Source organism: Streptomyces sp. XD-27, assembly GCF_030553055.1.
GTDB lineage: Bacteria > Actinomycetota > Actinomycetes > Streptomycetales > Streptomycetaceae > Streptomyces.
Map to the genome: position 1 here is coordinate 7,149,872 of NZ_CP130713.1, position 18,346 is coordinate 7,168,217.

The 18,346-nt window shown below is 74.8% G+C and carries 16 protein-coding genes and 3 pseudogenes; 10 read left to right on the forward strand and 9 right to left on the reverse strand.

The features are described from left to right. Nucleotides 1–7: 7 nt before the first annotated feature. The gene (locus Q3Y56_RS31310) at nucleotides 8–1,516 is read left to right on the forward strand and encodes a transglutaminase-like domain-containing protein (protein ID WP_304465103.1); all 1,509 of its coding nucleotides are present in this window, start codon (nucleotides 8–10) and stop codon (nucleotides 1,514–1,516) included. Between the two features lie 55 nt (nucleotides 1,517–1,571). Here the strand turns inward: Q3Y56_RS31310 and Q3Y56_RS31315 are convergent, their stop codons facing one another. Further along, on the reverse strand, nucleotides 1,572–2,414 hold the full coding sequence (locus Q3Y56_RS31315) for a hypothetical protein (RefSeq protein WP_304465104.1): 843 nt from the start codon (nucleotides 2,412–2,414) through the stop codon (nucleotides 1,572–1,574). 93 nt (nucleotides 2,415–2,507) lie between these two features. Next, entirely contained in the window at nucleotides 2,508–2,834 is a 327-nt protein-coding gene (locus Q3Y56_RS31320; RefSeq protein ID WP_304465105.1) for a hypothetical protein, read from the reverse strand. Between the two features lie 851 nt (nucleotides 2,835–3,685). On the opposite strand from Q3Y56_RS31320, the gene Q3Y56_RS31325 reads away from it, so the two are divergent. The 6 genes from Q3Y56_RS31325 (at nucleotide 3,686) to Q3Y56_RS31350 (ending at nucleotide 8,102) form a co-directional block, all read left to right on the forward strand. Beyond that, the gene (locus tag Q3Y56_RS31325; protein WP_304465106.1) at nucleotides 3,686–4,540 is read left to right on the forward strand and encodes a HipA family kinase; all 855 of its coding nucleotides are present in this window, start codon (nucleotides 3,686–3,688) and stop codon (nucleotides 4,538–4,540) included. Further along, on the forward strand, nucleotides 4,537–4,920 hold the full coding sequence (locus Q3Y56_RS31330; RefSeq protein ID WP_304465107.1) for a DUF3037 domain-containing protein: 384 nt from the start codon (nucleotides 4,537–4,539) through the stop codon (nucleotides 4,918–4,920). The genes Q3Y56_RS31325 and Q3Y56_RS31330 overlap by 4 nt, the downstream gene beginning before the upstream one ends. Nucleotides 4,921–5,096: 176 nt before the next feature. After that, the gene (fabG, locus tag Q3Y56_RS31335) at nucleotides 5,097–5,858 is read left to right on the forward strand and encodes a 3-oxoacyl-ACP reductase FabG (protein WP_304465108.1); all 762 of its coding nucleotides are present in this window, start codon (nucleotides 5,097–5,099) and stop codon (nucleotides 5,856–5,858) included. Nucleotides 5,859–5,875: 17 nt separating this feature from the next. Beyond that, complete coding sequence (locus tag Q3Y56_RS31340; protein WP_304465109.1) at nucleotides 5,876–6,640, forward strand: SDR family oxidoreductase; 765 nt, start codon at nucleotides 5,876–5,878, stop codon at nucleotides 6,638–6,640. A gap of 137 nt (nucleotides 6,641–6,777) precedes the next feature. Then, nucleotides 6,778–7,458 (forward strand): uracil-DNA glycosylase, encoded by a 681-nt coding sequence (locus Q3Y56_RS31345; protein ID WP_304465110.1) that lies wholly within the window; start codon nucleotides 6,778–6,780, stop codon nucleotides 7,456–7,458. A 149-nt stretch (nucleotides 7,459–7,607) separates the two neighbouring features. After that, complete coding sequence (locus tag Q3Y56_RS31350) at nucleotides 7,608–8,102, forward strand: hypothetical protein (protein ID WP_304465111.1); 495 nt, start codon at nucleotides 7,608–7,610, stop codon at nucleotides 8,100–8,102. Nucleotides 8,103–8,149: 47 nt separating this feature from the next. Here Q3Y56_RS31350 and Q3Y56_RS31355 read toward each other — a convergent pair whose 3' ends face one another. Continuing rightward, nucleotides 8,150–8,683 (reverse strand): DinB family protein, encoded by a 534-nt coding sequence (locus tag Q3Y56_RS31355; protein ID WP_304465885.1) that lies wholly within the window; start codon nucleotides 8,681–8,683, stop codon nucleotides 8,150–8,152. A gap of 35 nt (nucleotides 8,684–8,718) precedes the next feature. Next, nucleotides 8,719–9,148 (reverse strand): annotated as a pseudogene (locus Q3Y56_RS31360) (TetR family transcriptional regulator C-terminal domain-containing protein); the annotation flags it as partial. 28 nt (nucleotides 9,149–9,176) lie between these two features. Here Q3Y56_RS31360 and Q3Y56_RS31365 point away from each other — a divergent pair. Continuing rightward, nucleotides 9,177–10,286, forward strand: a pseudogene (locus Q3Y56_RS31365) (FAD-dependent monooxygenase). A gap of 24 nt (nucleotides 10,287–10,310) precedes the next feature. On the opposite strand, the pseudogene lnt reads toward Q3Y56_RS31365, so the two are convergent. Together lnt and Q3Y56_RS31375 are read right to left on the reverse strand one after the other, a co-directional pair. Then, a pseudogene (gene lnt / locus Q3Y56_RS31370) lies at nucleotides 10,311–11,905 on the reverse strand (apolipoprotein N-acyltransferase). A gap of 50 nt (nucleotides 11,906–11,955) precedes the next feature. Beyond that, nucleotides 11,956–14,448 (reverse strand): SpoIIE family protein phosphatase, encoded by a 2,493-nt coding sequence (locus Q3Y56_RS31375; protein WP_369696827.1) that lies wholly within the window; start codon nucleotides 14,446–14,448, stop codon nucleotides 11,956–11,958. A gap of 235 nt (nucleotides 14,449–14,683) precedes the next feature. Between Q3Y56_RS31375 and Q3Y56_RS31380 the strand changes: the two genes are divergently transcribed. Next, entirely contained in the window at nucleotides 14,684–15,418 is a 735-nt protein-coding gene (locus Q3Y56_RS31380) for an RICIN domain-containing protein (RefSeq protein ID WP_304465112.1), read from the forward strand. Between the two features lie 35 nt (nucleotides 15,419–15,453). Here the strand turns inward: Q3Y56_RS31380 and Q3Y56_RS31385 are convergent, their stop codons facing one another. After that, a complete protein-coding gene (locus Q3Y56_RS31385; protein ID WP_304465113.1) occupies nucleotides 15,454–15,828 on the reverse strand; it encodes a DUF2267 domain-containing protein in 375 nt (124 codons plus the stop codon). 25 nt (nucleotides 15,829–15,853) lie between these two features. Between Q3Y56_RS31385 and Q3Y56_RS31390 the strand changes: the two genes are divergently transcribed. Further along, nucleotides 15,854–16,039, forward strand: coding sequence for a hypothetical protein (locus tag Q3Y56_RS31390; RefSeq protein ID WP_304465114.1), 186 nt, complete (start codon nucleotides 15,854–15,856; stop codon nucleotides 16,037–16,039). Between the two features lie 12 nt (nucleotides 16,040–16,051). Here the strand turns inward: Q3Y56_RS31390 and Q3Y56_RS31395 are convergent, their stop codons facing one another. Further along, a complete protein-coding gene (locus Q3Y56_RS31395) occupies nucleotides 16,052–17,113 on the reverse strand; it encodes a YncE family protein (protein WP_304465115.1) in 1,062 nt (353 codons plus the stop codon). Nucleotides 17,114–17,285: 172 nt separating this feature from the next. After that, on the reverse strand, nucleotides 17,286–18,254 hold the full coding sequence (locus Q3Y56_RS31400) for a LysR family transcriptional regulator (protein ID WP_304465116.1): 969 nt from the start codon (nucleotides 18,252–18,254) through the stop codon (nucleotides 17,286–17,288). Between the last annotated feature and the right edge of the window lie 92 nt (nucleotides 18,255–18,346).

Here is an 18,346-nt window from a genome sequence, read left to right on the forward strand (position 1 = left end):
GACGGCCATGACCGCGCCTGAGGCTTCCGCGGCGGCCGCGGTCGCCGCCGTCTGCCTGATGGCGGTGCTGCTGCTCGCCGGGCGCCGCGCCCCGCTACGGCACCGGCGCGGACTGAGCGCCGTGGCGGTGGTGACCGTCGCGTCGGCCGGTGCCGCCGCGGCGCTGCTCCCGTTGCCGCCTCGGGCGGCCCAGCGCCCCGCCCCCGCCCCGTCGTCCTCCGCACCCACGGAGCAGGACCCGCTCCACCGGCTGACGCGCCCGGCGCGGCACGGCGCCGCCGAGGTCTTCCGTGCGACCCTGACCGGCCGGCTGCGGACCCGGCCGCCGACCTGGCCGCTGCTGGCGTACCAGGACTTCTCCGACGGCCGGGGCTGGTCGGCCGAACCGGCGCTGCGCCCCGCTCCCCGCCCCCGGCCCGCGGCAGGGCGGGACCCGGTCACCGTCACGCTGGCCCGTCCGGCGCGCCTGCTGCCGCACCCCTGGGGCGCGGTCGCGGTCGGCGGCTTCCGGGAGGACCCTCGCCACGAGGCGCTGTACGCGCCCTCGGCGGTCACGCGGTACGAGCTGACCGCGCCCGCCCCCGTCCCCCCGTCCCGCGCGCGACTCCGGGCCGCCGCACCGGTCCCCGCCGCCGACCGCGTGCCGCGCTGCGCCGCCCGTGCCCTGGACGGCCTGCGCAAGGACGCCCTGCGGGCCGGGCCGGCCGCGGGAGACCGGCTGGAGCGGCTGCGGGACCGGCTCGGCTCGCCGCCGTACCGGTACCGCCCGTCGGCAGGCCCGGGGACGGACTGCGCCGCCCTCCGCCAGCTGCTGACGACCCATCAGGGGAGCGGTGCGCAATACGCGACCGCCTTCGCCCTGACCGCGCGCACGCTGGGCGTCTCCAGCCGGGTCGTGGTGGGATACCGGCCCCGGCACGCTCCCGCCGGCGGTGTGGTGACGGTGACCGGGGCGGACGCGCTGGCCTGGCCGCAGGTGCGGTTCGCCGGGCTCGGCTGGACGGACTACCTGCCGCTGCCGGGCGCGGCGGGGCGGCGTACCGCCGCGCCGGATCCCGAGGCCGGTGCCGCCGCCCACACGCCCGAGCCCTCCGCGCACCCGGCCCGCTCCCCGTCCCATCTCCCGCTGTACGTCCGCCTCCTGATCCTGCTCGGCCTGTCGGCGATGTGGCCCGTCCTGGCAGGCGTACTCCGGGCCGTCCGCCGACGCCCCCGCGGCGGCCGCCGGGCCCCCGCCGACCAGCGCATCCTCGCCGCCTGGCAGGACGTCGTCCGGGTCGCCGAGGCCGGGCGGCCCCGGCCGGTCGGCTCGACGGCCCGTCAGACGGCACAGGCGACGGGCCTGGCGCCGGTGCTCGCCCTCGCCAGGCTCACCGAACGAGCGCTCTACCACGTGGTGGACGACGATGACGCCCGGCGCGCGGTCCGGCTGGCGGCACACTGCCGCCGCGTGCTGCGCGCGCGCCGTCGCCGCGCCCTGGTCACGGCGGCGCTGCGTCCGGGTGCCCGTCGGTGATGCCGGGTCCGGGCCGCCGTCCGGTCGGCTGCCGCCGGGGGCCGGTCGGCGGTGGTCAGCAGCCGGGGGCGAGCGTGACGGTGGCCCGGTCCAGCAGCGTGCTGTGCGGGGGGATTGTGATGGTCACGCCGGGCCGCCACCGCTCGGCCTCCTCGGCCCCGCTGGGGTCGAGCCAGTACACCGACAGCTCCGTGGGCCCGTAGTCGCGGCAGGTCCGGAAGACGAAGAGGTTCTTCTGCCAGGTCGTGGCGGTGAACCGGTCGGCGGTCTTGCGCTCCACCGGGTACTGGCCGTACAGCGGCTCGTCCGCGAGCGGCATCCCCGCACCGTCGGTGAGGATTCTGGAGACGATCCAGAGCCGCCCCTGGGATCCGTCCCCGGCGGGGTACCGGGGCACCGCGAGGGTGACGGTGGGGTACGGGGCGGTGGCGGAACCCCCGTCGCAGGGCGCGACGAACGCAGCACGGAAGCCGTGCGCCGCCTTGGTGGACCGGCAGGGCTTGTCCGGCGCCTGCGTGGGCGGAGGCGGCGAGGGGGTGACCGTCGGCGAGGTGGGCGGCGGCGGACTCGGCGGCGGCGTCGGCGAGGACGTCGGCCCGCTGGACGGGGTCGGCGACGCCGAGGATGCGGCGGCACCGCCGCCCCCGCCGGTGAGCCAGGGCGTGAAGGCCGTGACCAGGGCGGCGACGGCGGTGGCGATGGCGACGCCGCTGCCGATCGCCACCGGCCAGCCGACCCGCCGGGACCGTTCCGCGCCCGGCTCCCCACTCGGCTCACCACCGGCCTCCCCGTCCGCGGGGGCGGCGGCCGCGCCCTCGCCTGCCCCGTCCGCAGGGGTGGACGCGGTGCCCTCGGCTCTCTCGTCGGACGGGTCCGGTGGATCGGAGGGTGTGCTCATACGGGTCTCCTTCGCGCCGGGACGGGGGCCGGCTGTCGCGGCCGTGCGACCGAGGTGCGCGCCGCGCGGTCAGCCGAGGTGCGCGCCGGGCGGTCAGCGGCAGGCGTCGTGCCGGGTCACGGTGATCCGGTCCATCAGGACGCTGTCCTCGGGGATGCGCACCGGTGTGGACTCGCGCCACTCCTGCTGCGCGTAGGCCAGACCGGCCGACGACAGCAGATAGATCCGCAACTGGACCCGGGTGCGGTCGGTCAGGGGAGCGCAGCCCTTCCCGACGATGACGTTGTTCCGCCAGACGTCCGGGTGGCCCGTCTCCTGGGACGTCCCAGGGCCCAGCGCCAGCGGGTAGAACTCCGAGAAGGTGTACGACTCGGGAAGCCGCCGACCGGCGGCGTCGGTGAGCACGGTGCCGGTGATCACGAACGCCCCCTGGCCCTCGCCCGGGTACCTCGGCACCTTCAGCCGGACCGACACCAGTTGCGGGACCGCGGCCCCTTCGCAGGGGGAGGTGAAACCGATCCGCAGTCCCTGCCACGGGCGCGCGTCCCCGCAGCGGTCCGGCCCGGGCGGGGAGGGCCCGGTGGCGGGGGACCCGGGAGGGGTGGTGCCCGGTGCCGGGGTGGCCGGCCCCGAGGGAGCCGGCCCGCGCGACGAGGGCTCATCGGTCCCCGGCAGACGCGAGAATGACGGCCGGTCAGGCACGCCCGCCGACGGGGAGGGCGGCTGCTGCCCGCCGTGATCGGTACGGTGCGTCGGGCTCGTCGGGCTCGTCGAGCCGCTGGAGCGCGAGGGTTCCGATGAACCGGTGCTCGGCGCTACGGACAGCGGCGGTGGAGCCGTTGGCGACGCGCTGCCGGACGCCTCGGCCGACGCCCCCGTAGGCGGCGAGGGCGCGATGCCCTCGCCATCGCGTGTCAGCGTCAGCCCGGTGGCCCGCGCAGGCTCTCCGTCGGACGCGCCGGGCCCCGCCGCGGCCAGTGCCGCCGCCACCCCGAGGGTGCACACGGCGCCGATGAACAGGTTGGATCTCCTGGCGCGTCTCATGATCCCCCGTGCCGAACTCGCCATGAATAAGCGGTAATTGGCTCACTTCAGCCTATCCGAAGACGCACCGCAAGGAGAGGTGACAGACGGTACTACCGTCGGGTAACGGGCGATGGCGTACATATGCTCGCCGCCGCTCGCCGTTGCTCGCGGAAGCGATTCCCCAGGCTGTGCGGCGCTGACGTGGTCGTGGATTTCCAGGGAGTCAGGGCGTATAGCCTGGAGAAATGCTGACAGAAGTCATCGCCACCCGGTATGTCACGCCGCTGCGTGAGGGTGGCTCGCTCCCCGGCATCGTCGAGGCCGACGATCTCGGTACGTATGTCATGAAGTTCACCGGCGCGGGCCAGGGCCGCAAGACCCTGGTCGCCGAGGTCATCTGCGGACAGCTCGGCCGCCGTCTGGGGCTGCGCGTCCCGGAGCTGGTCGCGATCCAGCTGGATCCGGTCATCGGTCTGTCGGAGCCCGACCAGGAGGTGCAGGAACTGCTCAAGGCGAGCGGAGGGCTGAACCTGGGGATGGACTACCTCCCCGGATCGATCGGCTTCGACCCGCTCGCCTACCGGGTGGACTCCCAGGAGGCGGGCCGGGTCGTCTGGTTCGACGCGTTGGTCAACAACGTCGACCGCTCGTGGCGCAACCCCAACATGCTGGTCTGGCACGGTGATCCGTGGCTCATCGACCACGGCGCCACCATGATCTGGCACCACAACTGGTCGACGGCGCGGACATCCGCCGCCAAGCCGTACGACGCCTCGGACCACGTGCTCGCCCCCTTCGCCCCCGACGTCGCGTCGGCCGCGGCCACGCTCGCCCCGCTGGTCACCGAGGAGCTGCTGACCGAGGTCGTGGCGGATGTCCCCGACGAGTGGCTGGTCGACGAGCCCGGCTTTGACTCCGCCGACGCGCTCCGCCGCGCCTATGTGGAGGCGCTGCTGCCGCGTGCCGCGACCATCGGTGAGCGCATCGGCCTCGGCCCGCGGGTGGAGCGCAAGCCCACCCCGGCCGCGGGCTGGCTGACCGAGCATCTGGCCGCCTGGCCGCACCCGACCAAGAACCAGCGCAAGGGCGGCGGGGAATGAGCGAGCGCCAGGTCTTCGAGTACGCGCTGCTGCGCGTCGTGCCGCGGGTCGAGCGCGGGGAGTGCTTCAACGCGGGCGTGGTCGTCTACTGCCGGGCAGCCTCCTTCGTGGCCGCCCGCACGTATCTGAGCGAGGAGAAGCTGCGCGCGCTGGACCCGCAGGCCGACGTGGCCGGCGTGCGCGCGGCGCTGCACGCCGTCGAGGCGGTCTGCCGGGGCGGCGAGGACGCGGGGCAGGCTGCGGGCGACGACGCGGGGCGGCGCTTCCGCTGGCTGATCGCGCCGCGCTCCACGGTCGTCCAGCCGGGGCCGGTGCACACCGGCCTGACCACCGACCCGGAGGCCGAGGTCGAGCGGCTGCTGGAGCTGCTGGTGCGCTGACGGCGTACGTACGGCCGCGTCGGCCCGTGCGCGCCCCACCCGTGCGTCGGCGGGTGGGGCGTTGACATGCGGTGGTGGGGCTTCTAGCGTCTCGTCTGCTGAAGCGACTAAGCGGTTGCTCACCGCCGCGCCCGCCGGCCGGGTGGTGAGCCGCTACCGAGGCGAGGAGAACCCGCATGTCCACCACCGAGCAGCGCGTCGCCATCGTGACGGGCGCGGCCCGCGGCATCGGCGCGGCCACCGCCGTGCGACTGGCCGCAGAGGGCCGCGCCGTCGCCGTACTGGACCTCGACGAGGGGGCCTGCGCGGACACCGTGGCGCAGATCACCAAGGCCGGTGGCAAGGCCATCGCCGTCGGCGCCGACGTCTCCGACGCCGAGCGGGTCCAGGCCGCGGTCGCCCGGGTCGCCGAAGAGCTCGGCGCGCCGACGATCCTCGTCAACAACGCGGGCGTCCTGCGCGACAACCTTCTTTTCAAGATGAGCGACAGCGACTGGGACACGGTCATGAACGTGCACCTGCGGGGCGCGTTCCTGATGTCGCGGGCGTGCCAGAAGCACATGGTGGACGCCTCGTTCGGGCGGATCGTCAACCTCTCCAGCAGCTCCGCGCTCGGCAACCGCGGCCAGGCCAACTACTCCGCCGCCAAGGCCGGCCTGCAGGGCTTCACCAAGACCCTCGCCTTCGAGCTGGGCAAGTTCGGCGTCACGGCCAACGCGGTCGCCCCCGGCTTCATCGCCACCGACATGACCGCCGCCACCGCCGAGCGCGTCGGCATGGGCTTCGAGGACTTCAAGGCGGCGGCCGCCACCCAGATCCCGGTCCAGCGGGTCGGGGTGCCGGACGACATCGCCAACGCCATCGCCTTCTTCACCGGCGACGCGGCGGGCTTCGTCTCCGGCCAGGTCCTGTACGTGGCCGGCGGCCCGCTCAACTGACGGAAGGCGACAGCGACATGACCGCACAGGCAGCGGACACCGGAAAGGTCGCGCTCGTCACCGGGGCGAGCCGCGGCATCGGATACGGCGTCGCCGAGGCGCTGGTGGCGCGCGGCGACCGGGTGTGCATCACCGGGCGCAACGAGGACGCGCTGAAGGAGGCCGTGGAGCGGCTCGGCGCGGACCGGGTGATCGGGGTGCCGGGGAAGGCCCACGACGAGGCGCACCAGGCGGTTGCCGTCGAGCGCACCATGGAGGCGTTCGGCCGCGTCGACTTCCTGGTCAACAACGCGGGTACGAACCCGGTCTTCGGGCCGCTGGCCGAACTCGACCTCGCCGTCGCCCGCAAGGTCTTCGAGACCAACGTGGTCTCCGCGCTCGGCTTCGCCCAGCAGACCTGGAAGGCGTGGCAGAAGGAGCACGGCGGCGCGATCGTCAACATCGCCTCGATCGCCGGACTCGCGCCCTCGCCGTTCATCGGCGCGTACGGGGTGAGCAAGGCCGCGATGATCAACCTCACCGCGCAGCTCGCGCACGAGTTCGCGCCGGGCGTCCGGGTCAACGCCATCGCCCCGGCCGTGGTCAAGACCAGGTTCGCCCAGGCGCTGTACGAGAACCGCGAGGAGGAGGCCGCCGCGGCCTACCCGCTCGGCCGCCTCGGCGTACCGGAGGACATCGGGGGCGCCGCCGCGTTCCTCACCTCCGACCAGGCCGCCTGGATCACCGGCCAGACCCTGGTGGTGGACGGCGGGATCTTCCTCAACGCCGGGGTCGGTGCCTGAGCGGATCACGGCGGACCCACCTCGTCGAGCGGCCGGGCGGCCCGGATCCGGATGCCGCCCGGCCCTCGACGCGTGCGTTGTCAGTGGTCGCCGGTACGTTCGTCCTGTCACACCATCACGACCGGAGGAACACCCACGTGAGCGACATGCTGCCCGAGTCCTGGCAGGCCGTGCTCGGCGACGAGCTGGAGAAGCCCTATTTCAAAGAGCTCACCGACTTCGTCGAGGAGGAGCGGGCCAGGGGCCCGGTGTACCCGCCGCGCGAAGAGGTGTTCGCCGCCCTTGACGCCACGCCGTACGACCAGGTCAAGGTGCTGATCCTCGGGCAGGACCCCTACCACGGCGCGGGCCAGGGCCACGGGCTGTGCTTCTCGGTGCGGCCCGGGGTCAAGACCCCGCCGTCGCTGCGGAACATCTACAAGGAGATGAAGGAGGAGCTCGGCCACCCCGTCCCGGACAACGGCTATCTGATGCCGTGGGCCCGGCAGGGGGTGCTGCTGCTCAACGCGGTGCTGACCGTCCGCGCCGGCGAGGCCAACTCCCACAAGGGCAAGGGCTGGGAGAAGTTCACCGACGCGGTGATCCGCGCCGTCGCCTCCCGGCCCGACCCGGCCGTCTTCGTGCTCTGGGGCAACTACGCCCAGAAGAAGCTGCCCCTGATCGACGAGGAGCGGCATGTGGTGGTCAAGGGCGCGCACCCCTCCCCGCTGTCGGCCAAGAAGTTCTTCGGCTCCCGGCCCTTCACGCAGATCGACGATGCCGTCGCGGCCCAGGGCCACCAGCCCATCGACTGGCGGATCCCTGACCTGGGCGTCTGAACCGGGGGCTTCGGCGTGTCCGGGGCTCCTGACCGGGATTGTCGGTGGCCGCGCGGCTAGCGTCGGGACACGGCAACGAAAACGACGAGTCGGGACACGGCGACGGAGCGACGACGCCTATAGGCGACGCACACAGACGGGAGTGGGTGATGGCACCAGCGCGGCACGAGCCGGCGGAGGACGTCGTGATGACCCGCATCGGGCAGGCGGTGATGCTGCATCAGGGCGGCGACCGGGAGGAGGCGCGCAACCGGTTCGCCCGGCTGTGGGAGCAGATCGGGGAGGACGGCGATCCGTACCACCGCTGCACCCTCGCCCACTACATGGCCGACACCCAGGACGACCCGGCCGACGAGCTGATGTGGGACCTGCTGGCCCTGGCGGCCGCCGACGCGGTCACCGGTGACGGTGCCGTGCGCCATCCGGCGCGGGTGGCGGTGCGCGCCTTCTACCCCTCGCTCCATCTCAACCTGGCCGCCGACTACGTGAAGCTGGGCCAGCGGGAGGCGGCCCGCGCCCAGCTGGCGCAGGCCCGGGCCGCCTCCGGTGTGCTGGGCGAGGACCCGTACAGCGACGGGGTCCGGGCCGCCATCGGCCGGATCGCGCTGCGGCTGGACGGGGACGCCGCCCCGCCGCACGCCTGACCGAGAGGGCCTGGCGGGAGCGAGGGCGGCGCGGGCCGAGCGTGCGGTCAGCTGCCGGTGGCGCCGTCGATCCGCTCGCGCAGCAGGTCCGCGTGGCCGTTGTGCCGCGCGTACTCCTCGATCATGTGGACGTAGATCCAGCGCAGGCTGACCACCCGGTCCTCGCCCGGGCTCTTGCGCCTCTTCCAGACCCCGGTGTCGTCCAGCGCATGGCGGGCGGCCGACTCGCGCGCCGCGGCGATCTCCGCGCGCCAGGTGTCGAACGCCTCCTTGGCCGTGTCCTGACCGCTCACATGCAAGTCCCCGTCCGGGTCCTCCTCGCTGTAATACAGCGGCCCGATCTCCTGCTGGGACAGCACCCGGCGGAACCAGGCGCGCTCCACCTCCGCCATGTGCCGTACGAGTCCGAGCAGCGTGAGATCGGAGGGCGGCGCGGACGCCTCCCGCAGCTGCTCGTCGGAGAGCCCCTCGCACTTCGCGGCGAGGGTCTCCCGGTGGAACTCCAGCCAGTTCTCCAACATGGTGCGCTCGTCGGCTTCCCCGGTCGGAATGGTGCGCTCAGTCGTCGTCATGGCCGCCATCATCGTCACCCAAGTGGCCGGTGCGCCAGGGGATGTCAGCGTGCCAGCATCCCGCACAGCAGCTCCGCGCAGCCGGCCCGCAGCTCCTCCCGGGTCGGCGACGCCTGGTGGTACGAGCCCGCCGAGCACGAGAACAGGATCCCGTCGCACCACGCGGTCAGGGCCAGCCGCGTGCCGCTCCGGCGCCGCCGACCCCGCCGCCCGCATCAGCGCGACCAGCATCTCCTGGAAGACCCGGCCCGACGCGTCGTAGATCTCCCGCAGCTCCGGCCGGCGGGTCGCCTCCAGCGCCAGCTCGTAGCGGGCGACCAGCAGATGGCGATGGGCCGTCAGATAGCGATGCAGCGAGAGCGAGAGGGCGTCGGCCAGCTTCTCCGGTCCGTCCCACGGGCCGGGCATCTCCTCCGGGGTCAGCACCCGCGCCTCGCGCTGCGCCAGCCTCCGCACCGCCGCGGCCAGCAGGGCGGCCTAGCGGGGCTGGGCGGTCACCGTCCTGGAGCGCTCGCCGTCCTTCGAACCGGTCGGCGCCGGCATCTCGCTGGCCGCCAACGGCCAGCGCGCCCTCGACGTCATCGGCCTCGGCGACGAGGTCCGGGCGCTGGCCGCCTGGCACGGCGAAGGCGGCATCCGCACCCCGCGAGGCGGCTGGCTCGCCCGGAGCGACAGCTCAGCCCACCTCCGGCGGCACGGCGGCGGCTTGGTCCTGCTCCACCGCGCCACCCTCGCCGACTTGCTGCGCACCCGGCTGCCCGAAGGTGCCCTGCGCACCGGCACCGCCGCCACGCTGACCGACCCCGGCGCGCCGGACCGGCCCGCCCGGGTCGGCACGTCGGGCGGTGAGCTGACCGCCGACCTGGTCATCGGCGCCGACGGCATCAACTCCGGGGTGCGGGCGACCCTCTTCCCCGGCCACCCCGCCCCCGCGTAGGCCGGATTCACCACCTGGCGCTTCGTCGTCCCCGCCCCCACCCGGCCGTATCCGCCGCACGAGACCTGGGGCCGGGGCGCGCTGTGGGGCAGCCAGCCGCTCAAGGACGGCCGGGTGTACGCCTACGCGGCGGCCCTCGCGCCGCCGGCGGGCCGTGCCCCCGACGACGAGCAGGCCGAACTCCTGCGCCGCTTCGGCGACTGGCACCACCCTGTTCCCGCCCTCCTCGCCGCCGCCGACCCCGCCCGGGTCCTCCGGCACGACGTGCGCCACATGACCACGGCGCTGCCCGCCTACCACCGGGGCCGCACCGCCCTGCTCGGCGACGCCGCCCACCCCATGGCGCCGTCCCTCGGCCAAGGCGGCAACCAGGCCGTCGAGGACGCCGTCGTCCTCGCCCACCACCTGGCCGCCCCGGACGGCGGCGTCGCCCCGGACGGCGGCCTCAGCCGCGCCCTGGCCGCGTACACCCGTGACCGGCTGCCCCGCACGACGGACATCGTCCGCCGCTCGGCCCGCACCGCCCGCTTCTCCCTGCTCGACCGCGCCCCCACCGCCGCCCTGCGCGCCGCCGCCCTCATCGTCGTCGGCCGCCTCGCCCCCGGCCTCGCGCTGCGCGCCTTCGACGGGATCGCCGACTGGACCCCGCCGATCCGCACGCACGCCGCCGCCTGACGGCCCGTATCGCCGCGGTCGAGGTCAGCGCCCCGCGCCCGCACGCGCGGTGCGCGCCGGCCGTGTGCGGCGCGCGGGAGGCCGCCGGTCCCGGCGGCCGGTCACCGACCGCCCCGCCGTCATCCCGCCGTACAGCGCCAGCGCGGCCATCGACCCGTACACCGGCCAGTCCCCGAACCGCACATAGGGGCTGGTGCCACGGCCGAGCGGCACCGGGTAGACGGCCGCGGTGCTCCGGTCGGTGCCCAGCCGCGCGCCGACCGGCTCACCCCGCGGCCCGTACACCGCGCTCACCCCGGTCAGCGTCGCGTGCGCCATCGGCCGCCAGGTCTCCGCGGCCCGCAGCGCGGCCAGCGAGGCGTGCTGCGCCGGTGCCCAGCTGTGCTGGAAGGAGGACGTCGCCGACTGGGCGATCAGCAGTTGCGCCCCGTCCCGCGCCAGCCGCCGGCTCATGTCGGGGAACGCCGACTCGAAGCAGACCAGCGGACCGATCCGCAGCCCCGGCCCACCCGGGAGGGGCATCACCACCGGCGCGGTGCCGCGCCTGCGGTCCTCGCCCGCCGCCTTGCCCACCGACGTGGCCCAGCCCAGCGCGCCCCTGAGCGGGACGTACTCGCCGAACGGCACCAGACGCATCTTGTCGTAGTGGTCGCCGGTGGGCCCCTGGGCGCCGACCAGCACCGCGCTCTTGAAGATCCCCCGCTCGCCCCGGCGGCGCGCGTCCACGTTCACCAGCAGGGGCGCGTCGACCGTACGGGACAGCGCGGCCAGCCGCCGCCGCAGGTCGGCACGGCGCGTCACATCCTGCCCGATGCTGCTCTCGCCCCAGACGACCAAGTCCAGGCGCCGCCCGGCGAGCCGCCGGGTCAGCTCCTCGTCCCGGTCGAAACGCCGCTCGTACCCCGAGACCACCCCCGTCTGCACCACCGCGACCCGCACAGTCCCCGCGCGCTCCGGCTGCGGCGCCCACGCCCACACCCCGCCGGCCGCCGCGGCGCACGCCCCCGCGCCCGAGACCGCCACCAGGGCGGTACGCGCCCGCGGCACCGCGACCAGCACCACCAGCGCCGTGTTCAGCGCCACGATCAGCCAGCTCACCAGCCATACGCCGCCGACCGACGCCAGCCGCAGCGCGGCCGGGACCTGCCACTGGCTCGCCCCCAGCAGCCCCAGGGCCCGCCCAGGTACTCCCACGACCGCACCAGCTCCACCATCAGCCACCCCGACGGCACCAGCACCACGGCCGCTGCCGCCCGGCCCGGACCCGGCGCCCCGCGCAGCAGCCGGTGCGCCAGCCAGCCCCACGGGGCCCAGCACAGCCCCAGCAGCGCCGCCAGCACGAAGAGGAAGACATGCAGGCTCGGCAGCAGCCAGTGGTGCACGGCCAGCATGAACCCCGCCCCGCCCAGCCAGCCGTCCAGCGCCGCCCGCCGCCCCGACCCGGCCGACCGCACCAGCAGCAGCCAGGGCACCAGCGCCGCGTAGGCCAGCCACCACAGGGCGGGTGCCGGGAACGCCGGCGCGGGCAGCGCCCCGGCCGCCACCGCCGCGACCCCGCGCGCCCACCGGGAGGCGGCCGCCCGCCTCCACCGACCGCTCCGGCCGACCGACCACGGCATGCCGCGCCTCCCTCGTCGGATGAGGCCACCAGTGTGCGCGACGGAGGCGATCACGCACAGGGGGCGCCACGACGCCCGGTGCGCGGCCGAACGTACGTCAGCCGAGAGCCGGAACGTACGTCAGCCGAGGGCCGGGTGGAGCGGCTGCTCGGCCCAGATGGTCTTCCCCGCCTGCCGTAGCGGCTTCCCCAGCGGGTGGTGAGCTGCGCGACGAGGAACAGCCCCCGGCCGCCCTCGTCGGTGGTCTCCGCCCGCCGCAGCCGCGGCTGGGTGTTGCTGGGGTCGGTGACCTCGCACACCAGGACGTTCTCCCGGACCAGCTGCAGGCCCACCGGCCCGCCCGCGTACCGGATCGCGTTGGTGACCAGCTCGCTGACGACCAGTTCGGTGGTGAAGACCAGGTCCTCCAGCCCCCACGCCGTCAGCTGCCGGGCGGCGGCCTCGCGGGCGTCGGCGACGGCCGCGGGATCGGCCGGGAACTCCCACGCCGCGACGGACTCCGGCGGTACGACCCGGGTACGGGCCAGCAGCAGCGCGATGTCGTCGCGGTGGCGGCGGCCGCTGAGGTCCGCCAGCAGCTCGCGCCGGATGTCCCCCAGCGGCCACCGGGGCCCGTGCGCGGCGAGGGTGTCCCTGAGCCACCGCACCGCCTCGTCCGCGCTGCGGTCCTCGGCCTTGAGCAGCCCGTCGGTGTACATCGCGAGCACGCTGCCCGGCTCCAGCTCCACGGTGGCGGCCTCGAACGGCGTGTCGCCGGCACCCAGCGGCGGCCCGAGGGACATCTCGATGACCTCCGCACTGCCGTCGGGCCGGAGCACCACGGGCGGCGGATGCCCGGCACCGGCGAAGGTGCAGCGCCCGGAGACCGGGTCGTAGACGGCGTACAGCAGCTCGGAGCCGGTGATGTCCTGGACGCCGGGGCCGGTCTCGCCCGACAGCCGCTGGACCAGGTCCTCGATGTGGGTGAGGAGCTCCTTCGGATCGAGCTCCAGGTCGGCCAGGGTCTGGATGGCGGTGCGCAGCCGGCCCATGGTGGCGGCGGCGTGCAGGCCGTGGCCCTCCACGTCCCCGACGACCAGGGCGACGCGCAGCGACGGCAGCGGGATGACGTCGAACCAGTCGCCGCCGACCGCACCGCCCGCCGGCAGGTAGATGCCCGCGGTCTCGGCCGCCGGGGTGTCGGCCATCGCGGGCGGCAGCAGGCTCTGCTGGAGCGCGATGGCGGTGCGGCGCTCACGGGTGTACCGGCGGGCGTTGTCCAGGCTGAGCGCCGCCCGCGTCGCCAGCTCCCGCAGCAGCTCGGCGTCCCCCTTGTCGAAGGGCTCGGGCCGCTCCATACGCCACGCCAGCACGGCACCGAGCAGCAGCCCGCGGGCGAACAGCGGCGCCGCGGCCAGGGAGTGCCCGCCGGGCGGGACGAGCTGGTCGGCCACCCCGGCGCCGCCGAAGACGTTCAGCGCCCAGGTCCGGTCGGCCACCAACGCCTGTCCTCTTTGTATGAAGCGCTGTTCGGGGTACTCGGGAAACGGCGGGACGATGCCGCCCACGCCGAGGAAGCCGGGCGGCGGGTTCCCGGCCGACGCCGCGCTGGCGACCAGCCGCAGCGGATGTCGGCGCCGGTCCACGAACACGGGCGGCTCGTCGCCGTCGAGCACGGCCTCGGCCACCGCGACCGCCGCCAGGTCCGCGAAGGGGACGAGCACGTCGGCGAGTTCCTGCGCGGCGCGGGTGACGTCGAGCTCCCCGCCGATCCGCGTGGCGGCCTCCAGGACCAGGTCGAGCTGGCGGCGGGCCCGCGCCTGGGCGGTGACGTCGATGAACGCCGAGGCGACGCCGGTCGGGACGCCGCCGGAGTCCTCCAGCCGGAAGGCGGACAGCGACAGGGTGCGCTCCCTGCCGCGCAGCAGCGGCGACCGCAGCCGCTGCTCCTTGCCGAGCACCGGCACCCCCGTCTCCAGGACCTCGCGCAGGATCGCCTCGGTGTCCTGCGCGCCCATGAGGTCGGCCGCGTCGACGACGGGCGACCGCGCCCGCCGGCCGAACGTCGCGGTGGCGACGTTGGTCCGTACGGTGCGCAGATCCATGTCGTGCAGCCCGAGCCCGATGACGTCCTGGGCGAGCAGGGCGCGCACCAGGGACGCGCCCTGCTGCCACTCGGTGAGGCGGTCCGTGGGCACGGCGGCGACCAGGAACTCCGCGGTGCCGTCCAGCGGCAGGACGCGGTAGGTGACGTCGACGGTGCCTCCGGAGCCGCGGCTCAGCAGCGCCCGGCCGGTCGGGGGGAGCCGGGAGGCGCACGGCGCCACGCCGGTGGCCGCGCCGCCGTCCGCCGTGTCCCCGCCGGTCTCGCCATCGCGGCCGGTCTCGCCGCCGGTGGCGAGCAGCGCGTGCACAGGACGTCCGCGGACCTCCTCGGCCGTCCTGTCCAGCAACCGCGCCGCCGTCTGCGACCACCGCAGCACCGTTCCTCCGCCATCGACCACGGCGGTCGCGACGGCGTCGAGAAGCGCCGCCGCGCCGTCGCCCGGATGATCGGTGTGCACGCCCATCTCGCTCCTGGCTGGTGGCGGACCTGCCGCCACCGGGAGGTTGCTCTCAGTATCGGCGACGTGGGGTGTTCCTGCCCGCCGAGCAGCCCGTCCCGTCCTCCACGCGTCGGCTGCTGTTCCGTTCTGCGCGGATCTGCCAGCCTGTTCTCTGTATCGCTGTTCGCTGTTCTGAACACGCCAATGGAATGCCGATGCGCGTCGATGGACGCCGACGGGGGGGGCTGACGGTATGCCTGGTGCTCCGGATCCGCAGGGGGCGGAGTCGACAACTGCCGGTACGTCAGGCCGGCGGGTGCGGGTGCCCGGCGGCGTGCGCGGCCGGCTGGCCGTCGGAGCGCTGACGCTCGCGGTGCTGCTGGGCGGCGGATACGCCGTCGGGTACGCGGTCGGATACACGGTCTGGGACGGGCCGAGCGGCGACGCCGGAGACAGGCCGGGGGCGTCTGCCGCAAACAGGCGGCAGGCGCCCTCGCGTACGGTGGCGAGCCCCATGCCGGAGAAGACGTCCGACGCGGCGTCATTACCTCTGCCGGGCGCGTACCGGATCCGCTCCGCCCTGTCCTCCCTCTGCCTGTCCGAGAAGGCGGATTCCGAATCGGGCAACGTCTACCAGTCCCACTGCCGGGACAGCATCCCGGCCTACAGCGTGGAGGCGGCTGGTGGCGGCACCTACTGGATCCACTCCCTCCACCCGGTGTTCGACGAAGGGTGCCTGGGAGTGGCCCGCGGCAGCACCGAGGCGGGCGCCGGGATGACGGACGACTACTGCGGGCACCGCGGCAAGGCCGAGCGCTTCCGCCTCGAGGAGGTCCGGACCCCGGTACGGGGCTACCGCATCAAGCCGTCGCACACCGGCCACTGCCTCGCCGCGCCCGGGGCGACGCCCTGGTCCCGTGTGGTGCAGTTCCCCTGCGCCGCGGGCGACCGCGGGCAGGTCTTCCGCTTCGAACCGGTCGGCCGATGAGCGGGCGCTGCCCGGAACAGGCCCGTTGACCGGCACTAAGGCGCGGCGAACAAGTCGTCGATGTCGGGGGAGAGGTGCGGGCGCAACGCGGCCACCAGGTCGGGGTCGGAGTCGGCGATGGCCGACAGCACCCTTCTCGTCAGATGGCGGGCGCGCTCGGGTTGCAGTTCGAGGTGGCGGCCGACCTCGCGGACGAGTTCCGCGGCCCCTCCCGTGGAGCGGGGAACCGTGGCGTACGCCGCGTCGCGGTCGGCGGCGGGCAGCGCGCGCTGCAGCAGCCGCCGCTGCGGAATCTCCAGGTGGAGCGCGAGCTCGGCGAGGACGATCCTGGCGACGTGTCCGGCGTCCGCGCCCCGGGTGACGCGGACCTCGTCCGCGGCCTCGGCGATCAGCCGTTCGTGAGTGATCATGGTTCCTCCTGGCGGGAGGTTCTGGATGGCGTACGTCCCTCCCCTGGGCGTCCCTCCTGCTGGGCCCCCTCCGAGTACCCAGGGCCGCACCGCCCATGCCCGGGCGCGCACGATGGACGACCGGGTCGCGGACGTCCCCCGGCTGCCGGCCTCCCACCGCGCGGACGGGCGGCCCGGCAGCCCCTGGGCCCGCCCGTCCGGCGTCGCCTGAGTTGTCAGCGTCCTACGGGTGGGACGGGCCGTCCGCGGCGCGGGGGATGTAGGCCAGGCCGTGGGCGCCCGGCTCGCCCGCGCGGTCGACTTCGAGGGTGGTGACGACCCTCAGCCGCCGCAGGTCCACCACGGTCACGGTGCTGGACATGACGTTGGCGACGAAGCCCAGGGAGCCATCCGGCGAGGAGCTGATGGTGAGGGGGAACTTCCCGACCTCGACCTGTCCGACCTGTTCGAAGGTGTCCGGCGCGAAGACGGTCAGGACGCCGTTGGTCTGCGCGCCCAGCGCGCTGCCCGGACCGGTGGCCATCCGCAGTTCACCCGCGAGCACCAGGCCGGTGGCCGTGGTGTGGACGGGGAAGACCACGCCTTCGGTGTGCAGGACGTGCGCCACCTCGTCCTCGGCGGTGTCGATCACGCGGATCCCCGGCCGGTCCTTGGGGTGGGGCCCGAAGTCGCCCTTCGGCGCGGCGACGTAGACGTACCCGCCGTCGGGTGAGACGTCCAGCCCCTCGCTTCCGGGCACCTCGATCCGTCCGATCAGCCGGTCCTGCTCCAGGTCGACGACCGACACGAACGGCGCCTCCTTGTTGGCCGCGTAGCCGCGGCGGCCGTCCGGGGTGATCGCGAACCAGTGCGGGCCCGGCGCCATGGTGGAGATCCTGCCGATCCGGCGCCGGTCCCGGGTGTCGTACACGATCACCCCGCCCGGCTCGGTGTCGGTGGCCTCGACGCTGACGTACAGGCGGTGCCGGGCGGGATCGAGGGCGAGACCGTGCGGCCCGTGGTCGGGGGAGGTGTCGATGACGTCGACCACCTCGCGGGTGTCGGCGTCGATGACGCTGACGTCGCGGGCCCGGCCCTGGTTCGCGTGGTAGTAGCCCGAGACGTAGGTGCCGGTCGCGTACAGCAGCCGGTGCTCGGCGTCGAAGCACAGCTCGTGCGGCTCCGGGGGGAGCGCCAGCACGTCCTGCCGTTCAAAGGTCGCGGCGTCGAAGAACGTCACGCTCGGGCCGCTCTGGCTGACCACCGCGAGCGTGTCATGGGAAGGGTGCGTTTCCGTGGTGTTCATGCCGCGAGCCTGGTCGACGGCCCGGCCGGTGATCCAATGCCGCCTGGGCAAGGTGTCGTTGCACCGGGCGAAGGAATCCTGGTGGAGGCGCACGGACAGGGCGGGCGACGTGACGCGGATCACCGACCGTCCGGGTCATCCATCGCCGGCGGCGCCGATCGGTCGGCCCCGCTCAGGCGTACGCCACCGGGGCCGCCTCGGGATGCCGCGCGCGCCAGCGGGCGTACGCGGGGCTCGCGGCGCAGGTGGCCAGGTAGCCGGCGGCGACGTCGCGCAGGATCTCGTCGCCGTGCGCGGCGAGCGGACCCTCGCGGTGCCAGGCCAGGAGGTGCCGGTACCAGAGCGGGTTCCCGCGCAGGGGGCGGACGGTGACGCCGGGGACCTCGATGAAGGTGGCCTGGCAGAGGCTGACCGCCAGCCCCGCCCTGACCAGCTCGATCAGCTGACGCCCCTCGGCCTCGTACGGCGCGTGCGGGCGGCGGTCCGCCAGGGCGACGGCGGATGACCAGTATTCGCGGGTCCGGTCGCGGTCGGGGCGGGGCACGGCCCAGTCCTCGTCGGCGAGCTGCTCCAGACCCACCTCTTCCTGCGCCGCCAGGGGGTGGGCCGCCGGCAGCAGGGCGAAGACGGGCTCGGTGACCAGCGGGGTGAGCACCACCCCGTCGCGCGGCGGGAGTTCCTGGTCGGGGTGGTCGCCGAGGACCGCCGCTTCCAGTCGGCCCGCGGCCAGGTCGTCCAGCAGCGGCGCGGGGGAGTACTGGCAGCGCGAGGTCACCTCGGCTTCCGGCAGCGCCGCCCGTACCGCCACGACGAGCCGGGCGAGCAGCGGGGCGCCGACCGAGCCGAGGCGGACCCGTTCCGGGGCCGCGCGGACGCGGGTGGCCCGCGCGGTGTCGGCGAGGAGCGCGTCGACCCCCGGAAGGATGGCGCGCGCCCGCTCCAGCACCAGGTCGCCGAAGGGCGTGGGCGCCACCCCGGCCTTCCTGCGGTCGAAGAGCACCCCGCCCAGCATCGCCTCGATGCGCCGCAGCTGGGTGCTGAGCCCCGGCTGGGTCATGCCCAGCCGGGCGGCGGCGCGGGTGAGGCTGCCGGCCTCGGCGATCGCGCACACCACGCGCAGATGCCGTACCTCCAGATCCATGGCGCGGATGTTATGGACCGGCGACAGCTTTCGGACAGTGGCCGGAGACCGTCAAGATTATGTGAAATGTCACACGGCACACTCGGAGGTTG